Genomic DNA, 21965 nt, shown 5'->3' on the forward strand with positions numbered 1-21965 from the left:
GGAATGTACGTATTCGTCGCCAAATTGTGATCAATAGTGAAAGAAGTGTGTTCATTACTCTCCTTTTTCTTCTTTTCAGTTGTCCTATAATTAACTTGTAAAGATAATGAGGTAGTGAAAGGGGATTTTCAATGAAAGTGCAGATGAGAAAATGGAGCATGCTCTCGATGACTGCCATGATAGCGCTGTCCCTAAGTGCATGTGGTTCCGGAAATACACCAAGTACTACGGGGAGCAGCCCTGCTGCAACGCCGGCACCCGCGGCTACAACCTCCCAACCTGTTAAGCTTCGCATCGTATGGTGGGGTTCACAAGCGAGGCACGACGCTACATTAAAAGCATTAGATGCGTATACAAAGAAACATCCCAACGTGACCTTTGAGCCTGAATTTTCTGGGTTTGATGGCTACGCGGATAAGCTGGCTACCCAAGCTGCAGCTAAAAATGCTCCTGATATTATCCAAATGGATCCGGCATGGTTAGCCGAGTATGCAGGCAGAAACCAGCTGGCTGACTTATCCAAAGGCATTCGTACCGAAGATATCGATAAATCGCTCGTGGATTCAGGGAAATTTAAAGATAAGCTATATGCAATCGCTCTAGGCAATAATGCAACGGGCATGATCTACAATAAGAATGCCGTCGATAAACTAGGAATTACCCCTCCCAAAAACGGTTGGACATGGGATGAATACTTCCAATTTGGTAAAGATGCTAAAGCTAAGCTTGATAAAGACAAATATGTGCTGATGGATGCAACATCCGATTACACCACGTATTCTGCTTATCAAATTAGTCAGGGTAAAGGCTACCCGATCACCGAGGACGGCAAATTCAACTTCGATAAAGATACGTGGCTAACCTTTGTTAAGAAATATGCTGAGCTGCGAACAGCCGGAGTTATTCCTCCCGCAGAAATCGCTAGCACAGACAAAGAGTCTGACGCGAAACTCGATTTAATGAATAATGACAGCGTATTGATGAAACGTACCTTCGCTGCGTTATTCCCAGGCTACGAGGGTGTAAAACCAGGGGCTTACTCACTTGTTTCTCAGCCTAAAGGAACAAAGTCCAGTGGTTGGCTGAAGCCTTCTATGTTCTGGTCGGTAAGTGCTGATTCCAAGTATGCGGAAGAATCCAAGAAGTTCATCGACTGGTTCGTGAATGATAGCGAAGCTGCTGACATTCTATCAACTACAAGAGGTGTGCCGGTTTCCAAGAAAATGCTTGAATACCTAACACCTAAGTTAACTCCCGCAGATAAATTGCAAATTGAACTTATTAAAACGGTTGCTCCTGACGCTCAGCCTTTCAATGCTGGGGCTAAAGGATGGAGTAATTATACAGCTAAAGATTATAAGAGTATTGGTGAAAAAGTGATGTTCGGCAAAATAACGCCAGAAGCTGCTTATGAGGAGCTTGTGAAAAAGGCGAAGGATTATCAATAATAACGTGAATGGAGAGCCTCTTTAGAGGCTCTTTATTTTTGGTTTTGCTGCCTTTGGAACAGAACGCAAAAAAGAACGACCCTCAACGTAATGTTAAGAGGCCGTTCTTTGAGAATGCTATTTGTGCAAGCTAAGCTTACAGTTTTACAACGTTCTCAGCTTGTGGTCCGCGGTTGCCTTGAACTACGTTGAACTCAACGCGTTGGCCTTCGTCCAAAGATTTGAAACCTTCGCCAGTGATTGCGGAGAAATGTACGAATACATCGTTGCCGCCTTCAACTTCGATAAAGCCAAATCCTTTTTCTGCGTTAAACCATTTTACTGTTCCTACTGCCATGGGTAATACCTCCAAAGTTTTATTAACATGTCTTTTTTCTTGTTTCGAACAAAAAAATTACACATTGGAAAAGGTTTCATTAACTTAATGATAACCCTTTGCAATACGCAATTCAGGGTGAATCTTTAAGACTTAACATTACTTTACCACACAATATCGTGTAATGCAATTATCCCTAGAAGGGATTTCTTGCTAAAGATAAGAACTCTTCCCTGTCCTCTAATTTCAAGGCAATGGCTAGTGCTAATGCGACATCTTTCGACGGCTCGATTCGACCATTTTCGATGGAATTCAGGATGGAATAGCTGATTCCAGCCTTCTCGCCGAGCTTTCGGAGCGTTAAATTCTGCTGCTGTCTGAGCTCCTTTAATTTCGTGTGAAACGCCACTGTTGCGCCCTCCTCAGCCATTTTGGTTGCCTTGCTGTCTGCGAATTTCAGCTTTAATTTTGTCGAATGGGTCCTGCCAATGGGGGGGCTTGATGGTCTTGCCGGTCTCATTTTTATGAACTTGTCCATCGGGCCATACCTTGGACATATTTGCATGCTGAACAATATCAAAGATCGGTCCAGGCTCCACACCCATTTCAACCAACGTACCAAGGACAAAATATAACTCATCAATCATCGCATCCACTTCGTCTTCCAGTGTGGCTGCTTCTTTGAACTCCTGAAGTTCTTCTTCCATCCAAGCTAGACGAGCCGCTTTGCGGCTTTCGGAAAGGCGCTGTGGGGATGTGCCTACTGGATGCTCAAACGTTTCATGAAACTTTTTAACATCATCAAATGCTTTTTTTAAGGTCATTTCGTTTCTTCTGCTCCCTTGCAAACGGTTTTCTTTTATATACCATTTAAAAGTGCCCTCGGTCAACAAAAAGCCCTAACTCGATTGATCCTATCGATGGTGATGCTTCACCATGAAAGGAGATCGAGTTAGGGCTTGAGGAGGTAGATTGAGGCTAATCGCGGTTTCGGTGCTTATTGCTGCGGGAGCGCTCAGATAAGCGCGGAAAACGCGCTTATCTCCGCGAGAGTGGTTCAATAAGCACGATTTCTGTGCTTATTGGACTGCTACGCGTTCGCGAACGGCAAGCAGCTAAAGCGCAATTTTCGCACTTTAGCTGCTTGTCCAATTTTACAAATGACGGCCAGTAATAAATCTGTCTTTCCAGTAACCCGTATTTAGATCGCGGATAACTACACCGGAGCTGGTTGTGTTGCTAATAAACTTACCATTTCCTAAATAGATGCCAACGTGATTAATACGGCCTGGTTTGCTAACACTAAAGAAAACAAGATCGCCTTTTCTTAACTGCGATTTATACTTAACACGAGTTCCTAACTTCGCTTGCGCGCTTGATCCCCAAGGGATCGTGACGCCATTCTTTTTAAACACCATTTGCGTAAAAGCAGAGCAGTCTAAGATTAAACGATTCGTATCTCTTACGCCAAATCCGTAGCGAACTTTACCTATATAGTATTTTGCAGTACGTATGATACCGTCAGCTTTGCTGGCGCTTGTCGCGCTTGCACTGTAGGTTGTGGCAGCCGCAGCGTCTGTTGCTGCATGAGCAGACTGTGTATTAAGGAACATCGTTCCTGAAGTTAACAAGGAAAGGCTTAGGCTTATCCCCACTAACGATTTGCTAAGGCGGTTGTTTTTCACTAATAGCATGATTGGACTTCCTCCTTCATGGATCGTGGTGTGATGGGCTTGTTTGCCCTGATAACACCTTACCACACCACGATCACCCAGTATTTACCTGAAAAGGGAGAAAGACAAGCCACGCCTAGCATTATCCGCCATTCTTAGAATTCCATGAGAATTTGATGAGAATCATTCCCTTGACACATATTTATCCGATTTATCACCTGCGTTCTCCTGGCGATATTCCGACGGGGTTACGCCGTACTTTTTGCGGAAAACTTGCGAGAAATGGCGCATGTCATGGTACCCAATACGTTCAGCCACATCAGCGAGCTTGAGCTTGGGATTCATCAGAAACTGCTTAGCCTGCTCCAATCGCAGGTGAATTACGTACTCCTTGAAGCCTTGCCCCGTCTTCTGCTTAAAAAGCTGGCTGAAGTAGACAGAGTTTAGGTAAACGATCGAAGCGACCTTCTCTAGCGATAGATCGGCATGGTAGTGCGTGCGTATATATTGCAGGGCAACTTCTATGGAGCGATCGCTACCGCTGGCATGGTGCTCATAGACTTGCGTCGTAGAGGCTTGCCTCATGCGCTGTACTTCCGCTGGCACTGCCTGAAAGCAGTCGATCAGCTCGGAGCTCATCATCTGGAAGGGCACCTTCAGATACTTCACGAGATGGCTGCGCAGCTCATCCACCAGCAGGGTAAGGCTGCCGCCTTCCGGCAGCGTGACTAGTCCTAGCAGGCTCTTACTGTCGTGCACTGTCACGAAGCCCTTGCCGTAGCGCTCGATAAGCTCGAGCAGGACGTTCTCGATAATGAAATTTTCGAGGAAGACTGGCTTATCGGTCTCCATTTTAACCATGATAAGATGAAAATAAGGGTGCTGCTCCATGAAGGGTCCCATATCGATGCGGCCCGTGTCCAAACCTTGCGCAAAGCGCTGGAAGACGGCTTCCTGCAAGTATTTTCGGTTCGCTTTCAGCAGTTCAGCCTCTTCGATCAGCTCCGTATCACGCGTAACTTCTTCGCTAAGCTTGCTGATCATTTCGATCAAAACCTCTTTGCCGATCGGCTTAAGCAAATAGTCCTTCGCCCCTAGCCGCACTGCCTCCTGTGCATAGGCAAACTCCGAATAGGCCGAGATAACAACCCATTTCACATGGGGGTGGCGGCTCCGAGACATATTCATAAGCTCTAGGCCGGTCATGCCCGGCATCAGAATGTCCGTGAGAACGATGTGAATCGGATGGCTCCGCAGCAGCGTGATGGCTTGCTCCGCATTCGCAGCCAGATGAACCCGATGCTCGGGGAAACGGTTCTGCAGCGTACGCTGAATGCCCTCTCGTATGACTGTTTCATCATCTACGATGAGAATGTCCATGGTTTACATTCCTTTCCGAGGAAGCGGCATCGCGATGATGACCGTTGTTCCTTCCCCTTGTTTACTATGAATACGGAGCCCGTAGGCATCTCCGAACATTAACGTTATGCGGCGGTGAACATTGGTGAGTCCAATGCCCCGCCTTGTTTTCACAGAAGGACTTGCCGCTTGGATGGAGCTTGGCGCTATAGACTGCTCCATTTTCATCGAGGCCACCCTACCATTTCCCTCCGTTGTGTCCGCGCGCAGCAGCTCCTGCATTTCCTCTAGGGTACTCTCCGGGATGCCGACCCCGTTATCCTTAACAACGATATGAAGCTCTTGCTCATGAACCTCCGTAAATACACGGAGATTACCCGGCTCACGGGAAGGCTCCAGCCCATATTTAACAGCGTTCTCGATGATCGGCTGCAAGGTCATTTTCGGGAGGATGACATCCAAATAATCGAGATCAATTTGTATGTCTGTGCTAACTCTACCCTCTAAACGGCTTTCAATAATCGTGATGTAATGCCGCATTTGATCCAGCTCCTGCCGCAGAGTCGTCTTAGACGCTTCCTGCCAGTCACTGCTGTATCGAAACATGTGGGACAGGGCTAAGATCACCTTGCCCAATCGATCGTTCTCCCGCTCATCCAGCATCCAATAAATCATATCCAGTGTGTTATAGAGGAAATGAGGGTTAACCTGCGATTGAAGCGCCTGCAGCTCCGCATTCTTCTCACTCATGGAAGAGAGTGTAATGCGCTCGATAAGCTCATCCATCCGATTCACCATTCGGTTAAACGATGAAACCAACGAATTGATTTCTTCAAACGACTTCACCGTCACCGAGCCTTTGAAGTTCCCCATCTCCACTTGCTTCATCTCGCGAATCAGCAGCTTGAGCGGTGAAGCGATGTTGCGGGAAATGATGCTTGCCAAAGCGGTCGACAAAATAACGAGTACAACAATAACCACGTACAAATACTCTCTGGTTTTCACGACCTCAGCGTTAATATCCCCTTTGGGGGTTAAGCCGAATACCGTCCAATCCGACATCTTCGCCTTCGCGGCGACGATAAGTTGATCTGTCCGATCATCAACGATGATCTCATTTGTTTGAGGACGTGGAAGCCCGCTGAAGGAAGGCGGAATGACCTTCTCTTCCGCGGTAGAAGCGATCATCCGATTCTCGCGATCAACAATATACACGAGGCTGTTCGGGCTAATGGTCACATTCGAAAGTGCAGCAAGAATCGGCTGCGGATTCGTCTCGATGAGCATGACACCGATCGCGCGATGGTCCGTTAAATCGTACAGCTTACGCCCGAATACGAACAACGGATCCTTCTGGAACCGATTGATCACAGAGCCTTGGAATAACCCGAGCCAGACCATTTCTCCGGATGAGTCTTGCAGCTTCTGATACCACTCCGAGGACGAATAACTCGTATCGATGACACTATCGAACCCTCGCTCGTAGTTATAGTTTTTGCCCGCATTCGTGATGACATGAATCCCGACAATATCATCGCGCGAATAATAAATAGCGCCCAGAATATTCGTAATGGTTCGCTCATTAATAATGCTAACCGCTTGATCCTTATTCGTATCCCGATCTTGGATAAGTCTCAGCATTTCATAATTGCTGTTCAGGGATTTCGTAATACTGTCATAGCCTTGCAGCAGCAAATCAAATAAACCTACCGTTTGAGAAATATTTTTCTCCGCCAAATCACTAATTTTACTATGGATGATATCCGTCGTCTTCTTATAATAGAGCACGCTTCCCAGAAGCACGAGAACTAGCATACAGGAGATAAATAGCAGAAATAGCCGATTATGAATGGAGTGTAGCCCTCGTGTCACTTCGTTGTCGGTCCCCTTTCGTCATACGCTACTTCCTATTTTATCATAGGCATCCATAGAAACAGCAAAAAGAGAGGGGTGAAATTAACCCTTCACCGCTCCCGCTACCATACCTTTTGTAATTTTATCTGCTAACAAGAAATAGATGAGAATGACCGGCAGCGCGCCCAGTACTAAGAAGGCACCGATTGCTCCATAATTGACCGAATATTGACTAACGAAGCTGTTCACCCCGAAAGGCAGCGTCTTCAGCCGCTCGGACGAAATGAAAGTCGCCGCGAGAATGTATTCGTTCCAAATACTAATGAAAGTTAAAATACAGACTGTCATCATTGGAGGAATGGATATCGGTAAAATGATACTGCGGAAGATCCGGAAAACCCCCGCGCCATCCATGACGGCGGATTCCTCAATCTCACTCGGAATGGATTTCATAAATCCACTGAGGATAAAGACCGCAATCGGCGTCTGGAACGCAATATAAGGAAGAATGATCGAAATATGCGTGTTCAGTGCGTGTAGATTTTTGAAAATAATCATGAGCGGCAATAACGTTGCCTGCAGCGGTACCATCATCCCGATAAGGAAAATGACCATCACGACTTGACCATATTTCCAACGGAATCGGGCGATTGCGAACGAGGTAAGGGAACTGAGCAGCAGGACGCTCACCATCGTAACCGAAGTGACGAATAGGCTGTTTTTCAAATATTGAAAATAGTGTCCCGCCTTGATCGCATCCGTGAAATTCTTCCATTGAAGCGTATGAGGGAGAGCGAAAAATTGGCCCGACAGGATTTCTTCATTGCTTTTTAATGAGTAAATAGCCAGCCAAAGCAGCGGATATACTTGCGTAACCACGAGTAGGGAAAGAAAGGCGATCACGATGATTTTGACGATAGAGAAGCGTTTGCGTCTCCGAATGGTTGCAGGCTTAGCCGAAGCTATTTCCCTTGCGGTCTGCATGGTAACACTCCCCTCCTTCATGAAAATCTTCTCTCTAATCGGTTGAATATTGTGTTAATAATGACCGTTGCGATCAAACACATGCCGACCAAGAAAGCCGCAATCGCGCTTCCATACCCATATTTCATGGAGAGGAAGGACATGTTGTACATATGCGTGGAAATCACGTCTGTCGCGTGTGCCGGTCCCCCTGCGGTCATGACCATGACCATGTCGAACGCTTGCAGCGAACCGATAAAGGCGAGGACGATCGATATTTTAAAAATCGGAATATTCATAGGGAAAGTAATATGCCAGTCGGCTTTAAGCCCCTCGGCTCCGTCAATCCGGGCTGCCTCATAAATATCAGCAGGGATATTCTGAATACCGGTAAACTGGATCAGCGTATGGTAACCCAAGTACTGCCATAGGGCTACAAAATAGAGAGAATACATCGCAATCTTAGGATCTGTCAGCCACGATCTCGTCCAACCATGTAAATTCAACATATCAAGCACTTGATTGAGCATGCCCCCCATCGCGGCGGGGTTATAAATGGTTTTCCACAATTGACCGATGATGACGACGGATAAAATAACAGGTAAAAAGTAACTCGAAACGAGAAAATTCGGTTTTTTGATAAATCGGTTCAGGAGAATAGCTACACCTAAAGCGACCGGAATTTCTGCCATGGAAAACACAGCAAACATTAATGTACGGCGAACAGACGGCCAGAACACAGGGTCTGCGAAAAGCAATGTTTGAAAATTTTTGAGACCAACGAACGTCGACTCGCCAATTCCGTTCCAATCCAGCAGTCCACTGTAAAGAGACACGAGAATCGGGACGAAAACGAGACTAACATAGATCAGCAAACACGGTAATACAAACATGGCAATTGTCCACTTGGAGACTCTTAACACATTCACTTGGCTCGCCTCCTTCCTGGCATATACCAATCGGAATTTACCTTCAGCCCATTGCGGCGCTCAAGATAAATTCCGATTCGGCTGCTAATTCATCTTATTTTTTATTCGTTTCGTAAGCGGTTTGGTGTTCTTTGCCAACTTCAGCAGGATCTTTCTTCTGTACGAAAAGGTTTTGGATGCTTGTTAAGTGGCCTTGCGCTGTTCCTGGGTTCATCGTATTGTCGAACGCAAGATCGCCGCCTTTTACTTGTTTGAACAAGCCAAGCACTTCCATCGCCATATCGGAGTAACCAGCGGCTTTGAAGTCGCCATCAACTTTTTGTGCGATACCTACAGCGCCTTTTACAGCGAAAGCTTCTTTAGGGAAGTTCAGCATGAAGTAGTTCAAGAAATCTTTGGTTTCTTTCAAATGTTTGCTGTTTGCAGAAATGGCGAACGCGCTTCCTGGAGCAAGCATGAACTCGTCTGGGTTCCCTTTACCTTTAACCGTTGGGAATTTGAACACGCCAACTTTACCATTAACGGAAGATGTTTCGATTCCACCTGTTGCCCAGCTGCCCATGAAGTACATGGCGGCTTTGCCGGTCTTGAACAAGTTTTCGCCTGCGTTGTAGTCAAAAGAGGTTGCGCCCTCTTGGAATGCGCCAGCTTGAACCAGGTCTTGGAAGCTGCTTACTGCTTCTGTGAATGCCGGATCAGCAAAAGTCTTTTTGCCATCAACAACAGATTGTAGGAAGCCAGGACCGCCATTGGTGCGAAGCAGTACGTTCATGAACAAAAAGGAACCTGTCCAGGAATCTTTTTCACCGATCGCCATTGGCTGAATACCTTTACCTTTGAGTGTTTTTACCGTTGCAACCATTTCTTCGAAAGTCTTCGGCACTTCAACGCCAGCTTGCTTGAATAGATCTTTATTGTAATAAACGACAGCAATGTTATTACCGTCAGGCAGTGCGTAGATATTGTTGTTGAACGTGTACCAGTTCAGAATGCCTTCTTGGAACGTCCCTTTTAATCCGTTTTGATCCACCATGTCGTTCAGTGGCGCGAACAGGCCAGCATCGACGAAAGGTTTCATTTGCGCTGCCGGATTCACGATCGTAATGTCGGGAACCTCTTTGGAAGCGGCTTGTGTTTTGAGCTTCAGCTTTTGTTGATCTGTGTTCAGGGAGTCAAGCTCGATCTTGATGGTCGGATTTTTCGTTTGGTAATCGTTAACGATTTTTTTCAACATGCCGTTCTTTGGATCGGTTGGATCCGGATATATATTCTGGAACGTGATCGTAATGTTCTCCTGCTTTTTAGCTTGTGCTGTCGCCGTCGGTGCCGCGCTTGTGTTCGCATCTGTTGTGCTGCCATTCGTGCTTCCACCTGAACCGCATGCCGTTAAGCTGATTGCCATCAAGCTAGCTGCAACAACGCTTAGTGCTTTATATTTAGTTACCAATGTGAATCCCCCTCGTTTGGTTGGTTGTTCTTGATGTCCTTATTATCGCTCGAAATTGGTAACCCTTACAATGTGGGAACTATAGGTATGATGTTTGATTTTTATAGGTTTATGTTGGGAATGGGGGTGAATGACTGATGGGAGTGATTGGTGGGAGTAATAGAGCGAAGTGACGGGGCGAAGTGACAAGTTGGAGTGTAGATGGGAATGACTGGTTGGAGTGACTGGTGGAAGCGATTGGTGAGAGTGAGCAGATGGGAGTGACTGGCGGGAACCGACAGGTGGGAGTGACGGAGTGGAATCGAAAGGCAGGAATGACTGGTTGATAGCGACTGGCGGGAGCGACCCAAGTTGTATTTTGTACAACAATAATGAGGATAAATGGCGTTTTTGAGGCGAATGTTGCAGAAAATACAACAGTTTCGCTTAAAAGAGTCCAATTTAGGGTGAAATGCGGCCAAGTTGTTGTATGAAGTACAACATTTCTAGTAAAAAGAGATAATACCCAGGAAAATGTTGTACGCTGTACAACTTGCAGTCGTCAGCCTCTACTGTTAGCTCCTTTATTTCGATAAAATGATCTAATTCATCTAATACCAAAGCATTCAGTTGCTATTTCGAACCCTCGATTAATTCATTCGGCATCCTAAACCAAATAGACACTTATTCACACTCCTAGAACCTATAAGCTACCCATACAATAACAATCAGTTTTCTATATAAAAAAAAAACAGCTTCCTATACAGCAAAAAAAATCAACCTCTCTCGCTAGTTTAGCGAATATGAGATCGATCTTTAAAGATAAATTATGAGTGCAGCTTGTAAAAACTAGTAGGCCTTCGGAACCTCGACTCTATGTGTTACACCGTCTTCGGTGAAATAAATATGTGTGTCGAAGCCTTGATCATCCATGAAATAGGACACGTATTTCGGCTCGCCGTGCTTGATCGGCACAAGGAGTGTTGCAATGCGGTGGCTGCGCGCCGGCTTGGTCGTTGCCTTCAGATGCCAATGCAGCGGCAATCCCTCAATTTCAGACGGATCCACATCCGTAAAGCCTTGATGCTGCGTCAGCTCCAGCTCACCGGATGAGCAATAGACGAAACGGCCGTCCATATCTGCCTTGCGGCCTTGGACTTTGAAAGTCTGTCCGTTCAGCTTCATTTCATACAGCGTCTGGAACAGCCAGTCAATAGAGCCTGTCTGCGACAGGTCGATATGGTCGACGACGACAACATACGTGCCGAAGAAGTAGAGTTCGCGTACGTAACGCTCCAAATAAGGAACGTACTCCTTGTATGCTGCGGTTGCGTTGCTACGGGAATAACCGTAGCCTTTGCCCTGCTCGGCAACTTCGACGAACCCATTAGCCGCCATGTTCAGCACTTTATTCTTCTCGGCATATTGACCCAAACCGTCAATCAAAATATTGTTCGTCGAGCGCGTCTGTCTACGCCAGTTCATATGCATTGTGCTGCTGAATGCCACGTAATAGCCGCTTTCAATGGCAAGCGGTTCCCCGTAAGCATGCAGCAGGAAGCCGTTCTGGTCGCCATGACTATGGCTGACGGAGCCGTATTTGCTGCTCTTCGTCAGCAGCATGATATGGCGCTCCGGATCGGCCATTTGCGAGTGAAACGCCACCCAGCCGATGTCGCGGAACCATTTGACCGGCTCGATATTCGCATCGGTTGGAGCGATAGCTTCCACTTGCGGATAATCATGACGGTAGACCATTTCGTCGAAGCGGAAATCCCACCAACCATAGTTGTAAAATTTCATTTCCGAATCGGTATCCGTTTCACGGACCCGCTCAAAATACCACTGGTACAGACCATTACCGGTCACACCGGCGAACTGACGGATGTTAAAGCCAGTCTTCAAGCTAACCGGATCACCAAGGGTCGATTGGTCACCGAAGCTTGCGCGAAGAGTATCCGGGCTGAATGCGTAGAGCGGGAAATCGCCTGTTTTCGTGAAAAACGGTCTTTTATAGAAGTTAATGCCTGTATATTTTTTCAGCAAATTCATCGCTTCCGTGACAAAAGCCATGCCGGTCGTCCAATACATCGGACCTTCCGCCCAGCCTCCATCCGGTCCGCCCCAAGGCGAATATAAGCACGCATAGTATTCAAGGGTATAATCGAGCCATTCGCGAACTTCCGGCTCCTCATTCAAGAGCGCGATGCAGCACGGGACCAATACACTGGATAACGAACGCACCGCATGACTATCGAACGGCACATGATGAATCTTGGAATGCTCGATAACATGCTGGGCGATTTGACGCGTACGGGCGAGCAGAACTTGCCGCACCTGCTTACGCTCATCCTCTGTTAACCGAGCATAAAGCCAGTCATAGCCCCAGGCGATAGCTCCAGCCATACGGAAGGAGGCTTCGTCGTTATAGTCACGGCTTGTTGTACCGTTCACGTCCCAGCTGCACAGATGGAGCAGCCACGTTTTCGCGCGATTAAGCAGTGTTTCGTCATTCAGAATCGTACCCGCCACCACGAGATGACGAACCGCATAGAGCGCTTCTTGGGTATCCATGTACATTTGTCGCCATAGCTTAGCTACGCGCTTATTGCCCGGATATGGCAGCGGCTCTGCAATCAGCTCACGCTCAATCCAAGGTTTAACGGATTTCTCGTAAAAGATATCAAACCCGCAATAAGCCAGATCTGTTGCTAGCCTACTGCGGAAGTCGTCAAGCTCAGAGGATTGCAGCCACAATCTAGGGTGCTGGGAAGATGCTTCCGCATATCGGCGTTCTCTGCTAGGCAGTGGCGTCTCCGGTAAATCGGCTGACACCTCGAAGCGTCGAACGAGGCTCCAGACGGTTTGGGAACCATCTTCCTGAAGAAGTGCGTACCGCCAGAAATATGTACCTGGGGTTAGCGCATCATCCGGTGTATATAAGTTATATGGAATAGGCTTTATCGTTTGTGTGTCAGCCTGAGAGAAGGCCTCAGAATGCGAGATTTGCAGTACATAGCGATCATGCTCCAATTGTGCAGGAATCCAAGTGAAACGAGGTGGGTTTTCCAGCAGTACGGTCAACTCATTCGGTTCGTATTGTACAGTTAAAACGCCGCTCTGCGGTTCGTATAATGGCGACAATGAAGTCATATCCATTCTCCTCCCGGGTGGGTTCTCTATTGGAAATTGTCTTATATAAAAAGCAAGCCTTTATCTGCTGTTAATTGAATGCGTTGTGAGCTGTTTGTTTGTCCCGGAACAGTAATGGAAATTTCCTGTGCGGAAATGCGATTGAGTTCAGCACGGCTGCCTGCACGATACACATGAATAAAGTCAGCCTTGCGGTCATTGCGACGGTGAAGCATCGCTGTAAGCGACTGACTCGGATCAACGGAGTCGCCCGGTGTCCGTACAGCGAGAAGCTCATCGCCCGGCTGCACAAGCGCCGTATGGTACACGGTCGCGGCGGAGCCGTTAGGATCAGAGCCAAGGTCAAAAGATACATGTAATTGAGCCGAACCACTTGCGTCGACGGAATCTCTTGGCACGAACTGGCCGATGATCGGCAGATCTTGCTCAGAGACCTTGGTGGCATCGGAAGCAGCATCCTTCTGTTCAATGCGAAGTTTGTAAACTTCATCGCGATTGCGCAACTGCTCTGCATGCGTTTGAACAGCAGGATGCATCCACCACTCGATGCTCTTCGGCTCTTCGCCTGCGAGCTCGACTTGGAACCAATCGAGCAGCCACTCGCCCGTAAGCAGTAAATGGCGATTCAACGTGCACCCTTCGTAGGCTTCTGTTGATTGAAGCCAAACGTACACGGTCGAATCGTTGGCCTCATAGCGGACGAAGCGCCCTTCATGCGGCGCTTGGGACCGGCCATCCAGCGACACGGTATTGTGGCTGGCGGTTTCGGCAAACCACGATTTCCGCATGGGCGAGCCGTAAGGCACCATCCCGAAATCGGGCGTCAGGGTTTGGTCCGTGTGCATCAAGGTCAGATGCAGCTTGTCGTAATGGCCGTGGGACCCGCCGTGCTCGCCGAAATCGGCGAGGAACGACAGCGGGTTCCCTGCTGCGCGGCCGATGACGAAGCCGGCGTCCGGCCAGAGCCGCGACCCACGCGGCTCTAGGGTAGGCGCGCGGTCAGCGGCCTCGCCAGCGCCGTAGAGCAGCGCCTCGAGCTGCTCGCCGCCGGCAGCGCCTAGCTGCCGGTACGCTTCGCGCAGGACCGGCGCGAGCCCGGCGATGCCGTAGATCGCGAGCCCCTGCTCAGCGATCTCGGCGATCTCGCGGGCGTAAGGGTCCCGCGCCAGCGGCCCGTCATGCAGGGCGGGCAATGCGCCCTGGTCGTCGGCTAGATCGGCCAGCGCCTCGAGCATGCCGCGCATAGATTGACCATCTGCGCCTGTCACAGCGTAGAGATCAATGCCGAATCGCTGCGCCATCTCTGCAGAAATTAAGTACGCTCGGAGCACGAATACGTGGTAGTACGTGCTTCCTTCGAACTCCAGCTGATCGGCCTTCACGCCGATCGATAAGTGATGCTTGAAGCCACCTTGCCCTTCAATGAGAGCTTCCAGCGCCGTTTGCTCTCCGCGAGCAGCGTATACACAAGATAATGACGCGTTCAGCCAAGCGGTGTAGTTGTTCTCCGCATTGTTCCGCTCATGTATCAGGATGTGCCGGTATTCTTCCATACTACCAGCGAGCAAACCCAGGAAGGCGTCAATTGTCACCTGCTCCTTCGCCTCGAAAACAACACCCTCATCGCGCAATAACAAGTAAGCGCGAATCAAAGTCGTGGACCAGATCGCTTCAGTCAGCGCCTGGTGAAAAGCCCGCCCCTTCAGCATCCAGCTCTGAGCTTCCGGATGCACGGGGTAGAGCGGAAACTGCTCTGCGTACTCTACGAGCAGCCTTTTGCTAATCTGCGCGTACGACTTTTCACCCAGCGCTGCATAAACGGCCGCTGACTGCAAAGCCACCCGCGCAAGTGATTGGTGCTTGAACACGAGCCAAGCACCTCGGTAAGCTTCGCCCTCAATTATGCAGCCGTGCGGACATAGAAATTCGGACGCATCCACCTGCACCGAATCGAACATCAGTTCGGTGTGATGGTGTGGACAGACATACTGGTGCCACCAACCCCCAGGTTCCTTAGGAATGAAAAGGCTGCCTGCTTGCAGCAGCCCATCAATTTCCTCTTTCAATATGTGTGCTGTACGGCCTGCCCAAGTCAGTTTTTCCAGCTTTTCGCCTAGCCTCAGCGCGGTACTCATCGCATCATCATCCCGCCGTTGATTTCGATCGTTTCACCCGTTACGTAGGCAGCTAGTTCGGAAGCAAGGTAAAGCACGGCGCCTGCTACATCATCCGGTGTTCCTTCACGCTGCAGCGGAATGCCATTCACAGTTGCTTGGCGTGCGGTGTCCGTCGTGAATGTCGCGTGGAACATGGTATTTCCGATAAAGCCAGGGGAGACGTTATTGACAGTAATTCCACTTGCCGCTACTTCCTTGGCTAATCCCTTGGAGAATGTTTGTACAGCTGCTTTACTAGCTGCATATATGCTGGAACCAGGTCCGCCGCCGTTATGCGCAGCAACCGATGTCATATTCACGATACGGCCGTAGCCCTTCGCTTTCATGCCGGCAAGCACTCTTTTGGACATGAACACGGTACTCTTTAAATTTACATCCATAATTCGATTGTACATCTCTTCGAACATTTCAGAATTCGCCACACGCTGAACGAGATGGCCTGCATTGTTCACGAGAATATCAATCGTCCCACCCAAAGCTTGCTCAACTTCACTAACGAGTCTGTCGATTTGCTCCAAATTCGTCACATCCGCCTGTACCAATACGGCCTCGCCGCCTGCCGCTTGAATGGCTGCTACAACTTCCTGACCTTGTGCAACGTTATTCAAGCAGTTCACACCAACCTTTGCCCCATTGCTAGCCAGAGCTAGTGCAATTGCGCGTCCAATTCCCGCATTAGATCCTGTCACCAGTGCAATTTTCCCCGTCAAATCGATATTCATATAAATTCCTCCCATGTATGTGTGGTTTACCGCTTCTCCATGCTCCTAATTAAAACTAGCTATCCTTGATAAACTCACTCTGAATTAGGCAATTTAGCGAATCTGCAGAGTAATAAGGGTCTCTAGCAGCTTCTATTTTCCACTCTTCAGCTAATATTGCTCAGATTAGAGTCTTTAGAGACTGTTATTCGTTCGTTAATAAGTAATTTCAAGAAATTACAGAGAGATAAGAGTCTCTAGCAGCTTCTATTCTCCACACTTCAGCCAATATTGCTCAGATTAGAGTCTTTAGAGACTGCTATTCTCTACTTGGCACTGGAGTCCAATGGCTGTCCCTGAGTTCCGCTCAATCTCACCCACGCAACCGAGGCCTCACCGTCTCCGGCATTGTCATCGTCAGTCGGGTCCCTCGTCCCCACTCACTCTCAATAGACAGTCCGTAGGCCACGCCAAACACCATCTGGATCCGACGGTGGACGTTCATGAGTCCAATGCCGCCACCTTGTGACTCGCCTGTCTCTTCCGGCTCCGCCAAACGGTTTTCTTCCAGCTTCGTGCGCAGCTCGGCGAGCCTCCCCGGCTGGATGCCTGTGCCATTGTCCTCGATGAACACTTGGAACAATCCGCCTTCTTTGCGGGCATCGATGCGTATGAAATGATGTGGTTCCACACCATCTGGGAATGCATGCTGGAATATATTTTCGATGAGCGGCTGCAAAGTCAACCGAACCATCTTCTCCAACAGCAAGCTTGGCGGGATCGCGACATCTATTTCAAACTCTTTTCCAGTTCGGTGCTGCAAAACAATCATATAATTGCGTACATGATTCAGTTCATTCGCAACCGTAATTTCTTCCAAATTCGTCTGCACCGAGTAGCGGAGCATGAAAGCCATTGCTTCTACCATCTCTGTAATTTCACTGGAATCCTGAACTATTGCATAACAATTGATCGTTTCCAACGTGTTATATAAAAAATGCGGATTGATCTGCAGCTGCAAGGACTGAAATTCTGCCCGCTGCCGTTCAAGCTTCGTCTCACCTAGCTCAAGCTGGTTCTTCTGCTGCTCCAGCTCGGCCTCATACACCCGTTTGATCATATCGGAGAGACGCGTCACCATTAGATTGTAGCTGTGAATAAGTCCGCCGATCTCATCCGTTCGACCAATCTCGTCGATGTACTGCCAGTTTCCTTTTTCTGTTTCCCGCATGCTGTCTTTCAGCCCTCGTATGGGGGCAATAATAGACCTACCGAAACGGTATGCTAGCCATAATGCGATAGCCAATGTAACCAGACCAACGATGATGGTCGTCGTTCGAATCGTATCGGCTGGGCGGCGCAGTTCTTCAACTGGCATCGATGCGACAAGATTCCAATCTGAGTAACCGGATTTCCTCGATACAAACATACGTTCTTCCCCATTGTATTTATGGAGGAATGTCTGATTGCCACTCGCCAAAACGAGCGAAGCTAGTTCATCTTTTGGCTTACGCTGCCCCATGGAAGGCGGGTAAATATAGTTCCCGGTATCATCGACGATAAAGAAAAAGCCTTCTTTACCCAAGCTGACACGATCCCACGTTTTCGCCAATTCCGCTAGCTTGATTTCAATGGCAACAACCCCGCGATTCTCATCGCCATAAGAAGGTCCTCTGACTTTACGAGCCATCGTCACGACAGTTCCTTGATCAATTGGACGTATGCTCATATTCAGCAGCGCAATCTTTCCGTCACCCGCAATTTTCATAAGGTTATTGAATTGTTCTTGTACGAGCACGGGATCGAAGTTCAGCAGATTTTGGTTTTCATAAATGAAGGAACGCCCATGCTGGCCGACGACATAAATCATGTTCAACTGTTTGTACAAGGTGACAACGGACTGAACGGAAGATTCCGAAAATTTCTTGATTTTATCCGAATACACATAATACTCATACGCGTCATCTGGCTTAATTTCCATGAAAGCGCGCACATCGGAGTTGGACGAAAAGGCATTGCTAAGCAGCTCGTAAGCCTGCAAATAACTATCCGTCTGATAGTTTGCACTGTCGACCATTTGCTCCATATACTGCTTCACTTGGTCGTCTAACGCCCGTGATGATTGCCAATAGGATACAGCGCCTACGGACAAAAGTGACAGCACGATCACAATGAGAAAGTACGTATAAATTTGACCTGACAGCGTCTTTCTTTTCATGAACGGATACCCATTTGTTGTCGATATTCAGAAGGAAGGCAGCCCTCGTATTTCTTAAATGTTTTTGTAAAATGGGGATGATCGGCGTAACCGACCTCACCCGAGATATCGGTAATTCGCCACTGCGGCTGTTGGAGCAGCTTCTTCGCCTTCTCCATGCGTCTGCGCGTGCGGTACTGCACGAACGTTTCTGCCGTACTTTGCTTAAACAGTTGGCTGAAATAAGAAGGATTAAGCCCGATAAAGTCAGCCACCTCTTCTAAAGATACTTCCTCAGCGAGATGCGTCTCTATATAGTGCTTGGCTTCCTCAACAGGGTCCTTAAGCTTGCCTTTGCGTTTGATTCGAAGCTCATCCAGATACCCACTGATCGCGGTCGTGAATCGAAGCCACGCTTCCTCTTCGCTCACAGCACCGGTTAAATCAAGCTCACCCTGCATGAAATATACATCCCTCACATTTAACCTTTGGTGCAGGAGGGTGTGGATCTCTTGCAAAATATCGCTAACCCGGTTGAGCTTGAGCTTATTGGCCTTCAGCTCGGCCTGAATTTCCTCAACGACGCCGTTTAATTCCGCCTGCTGCAGCATCCACACGGCTTGCTCCATGCGACCGGCCCACTGCTCCAACTTCGTTACAGCAACGAAGGATTCGGAGCTTACTTTACTTTGGTTACGAATTAGCTTCTCTAACACATGCTGAAATCCCTTAATATTAACGGGCTTCAGTAAGTACTCTTTCACCCCATAAGACACGCATTTCTGCGCATATTCGAAATCACCATAGCCGGAAATGACCACAACTTGTATGTCCGCATCCATTTCTGCAACACGAGCACATAGTTCCAGCCCATCCATCTTAGGCATCCGAATATCGGTGAACAGGAAGTCAGGTCGTTCCTCTTGAATCCGCTGCAGCGCGACAACGCCATTCTCAGCCGTTCGCAGGCTTTCGATTGGGAGCTCCGATTGTTCAACGAGTTTTTGTAAGCCTTTGCGTATCATCGGTTCGTCATCGACAATGAGTATGCGGTACATGAGGAATGCTCCTTTCAAACCCTTATGAAATGCACGCTCCCCACGGGCTGGCGGGCACGTGAGGAGGCGGTCATGCTCAGCAGATGAGCTTATTTACGCGGCATCGACACGGTCGTACCGGAATCTTTACTATTGAATTTCTCTGTTGCTTCCTTGATTACTTCGTTACCGCCTTTGGATTTCCACTCTTCCAATACTTTCGGCCAATCGGAGATCGGCTCTTTGCCGTACACCATCTTCACCATGTGCTGGAGAATGACTGGAGGTGCTTGGTCGGAAAGCGGCGAAATATCAGGATTTTTCATTAAAGATTCAAGACGTGGCTCGAAGCTGATACCGTCGCGCCCTTCATTTTTTAACGTTGTATCATAGACATTCATTAATTTCTTACCTTCTTCTGTCAAGCTAAGTGTCCCTTTATTATAAGTCGTATCTTGGACAAGCCACAAGAAGGATTGACGGTAACGCTCTTCATCGACACCCGCTGTATCTGTTGGAGCTTTGTAGTCGATTTTGCCATCCACCGTTTTGTACGTGTCACCTTCAATACCGAATGTAAAGTATTTCTCTGCCTCATCCGACATCATCCAATCGAAGAACTGGATAATTTGCGCAGCATTTTTAGCATTTTTATTGATAAAGTAAGCACGCGGCGCAGGTCCGTATAAGTAGTGACCGCCTTTGCCATCTGGTCCTGTCGGGGATGCGATGATCTCGATATCGCCCGTTGGGACCGTTGTTTTCAGCTGTGTTTCCCATTGCAGCAATTCATTCGCGTTCATGGACCACATACCTGCTTTACCCGCAAGGATGGTGTTTTTGAACACTGTAGCGTTGATCGTTGCGAACTCTTTATTGATCAAGCCTTCATCAAACATCGTTTTGTACGTTTGCAGCGCTTTCGTCATATTCTCTGTGTCGAAGAATTTAGGCAGAACTTGATCGCCTGATTTCTCGAACATGGATAAGTAAGGAAATACGTCATAAGCACCGAAGAAGGAGTCTGCGTACTTGAAGTTTTCACGACCCATGTACGGGTTCTCAACGCCCATTTCTTTGAACTTGCGTAGTACTGCCATGTACTCGTCAACCGTTTTAGGAACTCCTAGGCCTGCTTTATCAAGCAAATCTTTGCGAACGAAGATAGAGCGACGGGACGGGTTGGACAAGTATTCCGGAATGGCGAAAATTTTACCTTGATAAGTTACGTTATCCCAAGCGTCTTTCGGCACTTTTTTCAGCAGATTCGGTCCATACTTCTTCAGCAATTCATCAAGAGGCGTGAACACACCCGCTTTTACGGAACCAGCCATTTCTTTACCATTCACACCACCACTGCCCTGTACAACGTCAGGAATGTCATTGGTTGCAAACATCTGAATCATTTTCTGCTCATATTCTTTGTGAGGAACAAGTACGATATTCATATCGGAGTTCGTCATCTCTTCTAACTTTTTCACCCATTTGTCTTGATTAATATCAGGCGACTTCTCTACATGTCCGAATGCGAGTGTACGCAAGGAGATGGAGAATTTCGTTTTTTCAGCAGGCTTTGCGTTTGACGTGCCAGCCGCAGCGCTTGACGCCGGTTGTTCAGCGGGTTTAGAAGAGCAAGCAACCAGCAAACTGGCCATCATTACGGCTGCCATCGTGGTGGGAATCCATTTTTTCATTTCTACCCCTCTTTTCATTTCACTAAGATATGAACGCATTCACACCTTCATTGTAAAAGCGTTTACAAATTGCCGATATGGAATGTCTTTAGTTCGATTTGTCTTTTTTTTAGAATGCTGTAAAATTTGTTGATTTCATGCAGAACTATTTCCTTAAGATTTTACAGAACCCACCATCATTCCTTTGACAAAATGGCGCTGCAAGAACGGATAGATAAGAATAATGGGGATCGTCGCAATAATAATGGTCGCCATTTTGATGCCTTCCGGATCCATATGAGCAAGTCCGCTGAATTGGGAAGCGTTCGGATCAATACTGATATCCTCAGATACAATCAATTGACGGAGCTTTACCTGAAGTGGCCATAAGGCAGGCTTGTTAATGTAGTACAGCGCGCTTTGGTACGTATTCCAGTGACCCACCGCATAAAAGATCCCTAAAGAGGCCATCACCGGTTTGGACAAAGGCAGAATAATATTCCAGATCATGCGAAGCTCGGAGCAGCCGTCGATACGTCCGGAATCAATCAGCTCACTCGGAATTTGCAAGAAAAAGGACCGCATAATGAAAAAATTGAAGGCACTGATTGCACCTGGAAGCAATAAAGCCCAAAGCGAATTCGTCAGGTGTAAATTTTTCATCAAAATAAAGTTTGGAATCAGTGGAGCTGTAAAAACCATCGTAATGAGAACCATAATAACGACAACATTACGGCCAGCATACTCTGGTCGAGATACCGGATATGCAAGTGATGCCGTGGCGATGAGATTGATCAGTGTACCCACTACTGTAATATACACGGTCACTCCGAAGGAACGCCAGATTGCCGCATCGCTAAACACATATTGATAGTTGATTGATGTAAATTGAACAGGTAGGAATAGTACCTTCCCATTCACAATGGCTTCCGAAGAACTGAACGATTGGGCCAGCACGTTTAAGAACGGCAGGAGCATCGCTAGCGATAGAAGAGTCAGAAATAGCACATTAAAGATGTTAAAAACTTGCCAGCCGGCTGTCGGCTTGCGATTCATAAA

The 21965-nt window shown here is 47.8% G+C and carries 17 protein-coding genes; 1 reads left to right on the top strand and 16 read right to left on the bottom strand.

Going from position 1 to position 21965, the window contains the following annotated elements; translation table 11 throughout:
- Nucleotides 1-131 precede the first annotated feature (131 nt).
- The gene (locus GC098_RS13120) at nt 132-1448 is read left to right on the top strand and encodes an ABC transporter substrate-binding protein (RefSeq protein ID WP_171643601.1); all 1317 of its coding nucleotides are present in this window, start codon (nt 132-134) and stop codon (nt 1446-1448) included.
- Between the two features lie 136 nt (nt 1449-1584).
- Here the strand turns inward: GC098_RS13120 and GC098_RS13125 are convergent, their stop codons facing one another.
- The 16 genes from GC098_RS13125 to GC098_RS13200 all read right to left on the bottom strand — a co-directional run bounded on the left by GC098_RS13125 (nt 1585) and on the right by GC098_RS13200 (nt 21962).
- Nucleotides 1585-1785 carry a cold-shock protein gene (locus GC098_RS13125; RefSeq protein WP_028555213.1) on the bottom strand — a complete coding sequence of 67 codons (201 nt, stop codon included), beginning with the start codon at nt 1783-1785 and terminating at the stop codon, nt 1585-1587.
- A gap of 175 nt (nt 1786-1960) precedes the next feature.
- On the bottom strand, nt 1961-2173 hold the full coding sequence (locus GC098_RS13130; RefSeq protein ID WP_171643602.1) for a helix-turn-helix domain-containing protein: 213 nt from the start codon (nt 2171-2173) through the stop codon (nt 1961-1963).
- Nucleotides 2174-2186: 13 nt separating this feature from the next.
- Nucleotides 2187-2588: a pyrophosphohydrolase domain-containing protein gene (locus tag GC098_RS13135; protein WP_171643603.1), complete on the bottom strand. Its 402-nt coding sequence runs from the start codon at nt 2586-2588 to the stop codon at nt 2187-2189.
- Nucleotides 2589-2918: 330 nt separating this feature from the next.
- The gene (locus GC098_RS13140; protein WP_171643604.1) at nt 2919-3458 is read right to left on the bottom strand and encodes a C40 family peptidase; all 540 of its coding nucleotides are present in this window, start codon (nt 3456-3458) and stop codon (nt 2919-2921) included.
- 162 nt (nt 3459-3620) lie between these two features.
- Nucleotides 3621-4817 (bottom strand): response regulator, encoded by a 1197-nt coding sequence (locus tag GC098_RS13145; RefSeq protein WP_171643605.1) that lies wholly within the window; start codon nt 4815-4817, stop codon nt 3621-3623.
- Between the two features lie 3 nt (nt 4818-4820).
- Nucleotides 4821-6668 carry a sensor histidine kinase gene (locus GC098_RS13150; protein WP_376773868.1) on the bottom strand — a complete coding sequence of 616 codons (1848 nt, stop codon included), beginning with the start codon at nt 6666-6668 and terminating at the stop codon, nt 4821-4823.
- A gap of 84 nt (nt 6669-6752) precedes the next feature.
- Nucleotides 6753-7634 (bottom strand): carbohydrate ABC transporter permease, encoded by an 882-nt coding sequence (locus GC098_RS13155; RefSeq protein ID WP_171643606.1) that lies wholly within the window; start codon nt 7632-7634, stop codon nt 6753-6755.
- A gap of 17 nt (nt 7635-7651) precedes the next feature.
- Nucleotides 7652-8542 carry a carbohydrate ABC transporter permease gene (locus GC098_RS13160; protein WP_171643607.1) on the bottom strand — a complete coding sequence of 297 codons (891 nt, stop codon included), beginning with the start codon at nt 8540-8542 and terminating at the stop codon, nt 7652-7654.
- Between the two features lie 94 nt (nt 8543-8636).
- Nucleotides 8637-9944 (bottom strand): extracellular solute-binding protein, encoded by a 1308-nt coding sequence (locus GC098_RS13165; RefSeq protein ID WP_171643643.1) that lies wholly within the window; start codon nt 9942-9944, stop codon nt 8637-8639.
- An 873-nt stretch (nt 9945-10817) separates the two neighbouring features.
- A complete protein-coding gene (locus GC098_RS13170; protein WP_171643608.1) occupies nt 10818-13121 on the bottom strand; it encodes a DUF4962 domain-containing protein in 2304 nt (767 codons plus the stop codon).
- Nucleotides 13122-13162: 41 nt separating this feature from the next.
- A complete protein-coding gene (locus GC098_RS13175; RefSeq protein ID WP_171643609.1) occupies nt 13163-15256 on the bottom strand; it encodes a heparinase II/III domain-containing protein in 2094 nt (697 codons plus the stop codon).
- Nucleotides 15253-16020: an SDR family NAD(P)-dependent oxidoreductase gene (locus tag GC098_RS13180; protein ID WP_171643610.1), complete on the bottom strand. Its 768-nt coding sequence runs from the start codon at nt 16018-16020 to the stop codon at nt 15253-15255. The genes GC098_RS13175 and GC098_RS13180 overlap by 4 nt, the downstream gene beginning before the upstream one ends.
- Before the next feature lie 352 nt (nt 16021-16372).
- The gene (locus GC098_RS13185; protein ID WP_171643611.1) at nt 16373-18217 is read right to left on the bottom strand and encodes a cache domain-containing sensor histidine kinase; all 1845 of its coding nucleotides are present in this window, start codon (nt 18215-18217) and stop codon (nt 16373-16375) included.
- Entirely contained in the window at nt 18214-19254 is a 1041-nt protein-coding gene (locus tag GC098_RS13190; RefSeq protein ID WP_057303901.1) for a response regulator transcription factor, read from the bottom strand. Before GC098_RS13190 ends, GC098_RS13185 begins: the two co-directional genes overlap by 4 nt.
- Before the next feature lie 89 nt (nt 19255-19343).
- A complete protein-coding gene (locus GC098_RS13195; protein ID WP_171643612.1) occupies nt 19344-20927 on the bottom strand; it encodes an extracellular solute-binding protein in 1584 nt (527 codons plus the stop codon).
- A gap of 153 nt (nt 20928-21080) precedes the next feature.
- The gene (locus tag GC098_RS13200; RefSeq protein WP_060645456.1) at nt 21081-21962 is read right to left on the bottom strand and encodes a carbohydrate ABC transporter permease; all 882 of its coding nucleotides are present in this window, start codon (nt 21960-21962) and stop codon (nt 21081-21083) included.
- Between the last annotated feature and the right edge of the window lie 3 nt (nt 21963-21965).

This window comes from Paenibacillus phytorum, from assembly GCF_013141715.1.
Lineage (GTDB): Bacteria > Bacillota > Bacilli > Paenibacillales > NBRC-103111 > Paenibacillus_E > Paenibacillus_E phytorum.

What these genes read in the sequence shown, in the direction of transcription:
- GC098_RS13120 (WP_171643601.1), top strand. Translation starts at nt 132, where the DNA reads ATGAAAGTGCAGATGAGAAAATGGAGCATGCTCTCGATGACTGCCATG.
- GC098_RS13125 (WP_028555213.1), bottom strand. Translation starts at nt 1,785, where the DNA reads ATGGCAGTAGGAACAGTAAAATGGTTTAACGCAGAAAAAGGATTTGGC.
- GC098_RS13135 (WP_171643603.1), bottom strand. Translation starts at nt 2,588, where the DNA reads ATGACCTTAAAAAAAGCATTTGATGATGTTAAAAAGTTTCATGAAACG.
- GC098_RS13140 (WP_171643604.1), bottom strand. Translation starts at nt 3,458, where the DNA reads ATGCTATTAGTGAAAAACAACCGCCTTAGCAAATCGTTAGTGGGGATA.
- GC098_RS13145 (WP_171643605.1), bottom strand. Translation starts at nt 4,817, where the DNA reads ATGGACATTCTCATCGTAGATGATGAAACAGTCATACGAGAGGGCATT.
- GC098_RS13155 (WP_171643606.1), bottom strand. Translation starts at nt 7,634, where the DNA reads ATGCAGACCGCAAGGGAAATAGCTTCGGCTAAGCCTGCAACCATTCGG.
- GC098_RS13165 (WP_171643643.1), bottom strand. Translation starts at nt 9,944, where the DNA reads ATGGCAATCAGCTTAACGGCATGCGGTTCAGGTGGAAGCACGAATGGC.
- GC098_RS13170 (WP_171643608.1), bottom strand. Translation starts at nt 13,121, where the DNA reads ATGACTTCATTGTCGCCATTATACGAACCGCAGAGCGGCGTTTTAACT.
- GC098_RS13175 (WP_171643609.1), bottom strand. Translation starts at nt 15,256, where the DNA reads ATGAGTACCGCGCTGAGGCTAGGCGAAAAGCTGGAAAAACTGACTTGG.
- GC098_RS13180 (WP_171643610.1), bottom strand. Translation starts at nt 16,020, where the DNA reads ATGAATATCGATTTGACGGGGAAAATTGCACTGGTGACAGGATCTAAT.
- GC098_RS13185 (WP_171643611.1), bottom strand. Translation starts at nt 18,217, where the DNA reads ATGAAAAGAAAGACGCTGTCAGGTCAAATTTATACGTACTTTCTCATT.
- GC098_RS13190 (WP_057303901.1), bottom strand. Translation starts at nt 19,254, where the DNA reads ATGTACCGCATACTCATTGTCGATGACGAACCGATGATACGCAAAGGC.
- GC098_RS13195 (WP_171643612.1), bottom strand. Translation starts at nt 20,927, where the DNA reads ATGAAAAAATGGATTCCCACCACGATGGCAGCCGTAATGATGGCCAGT.
- GC098_RS13200 (WP_060645456.1), bottom strand. Translation starts at nt 21,962, where the DNA reads ATGAATCGCAAGCCGACAGCCGGCTGGCAAGTTTTTAACATCTTTAAT.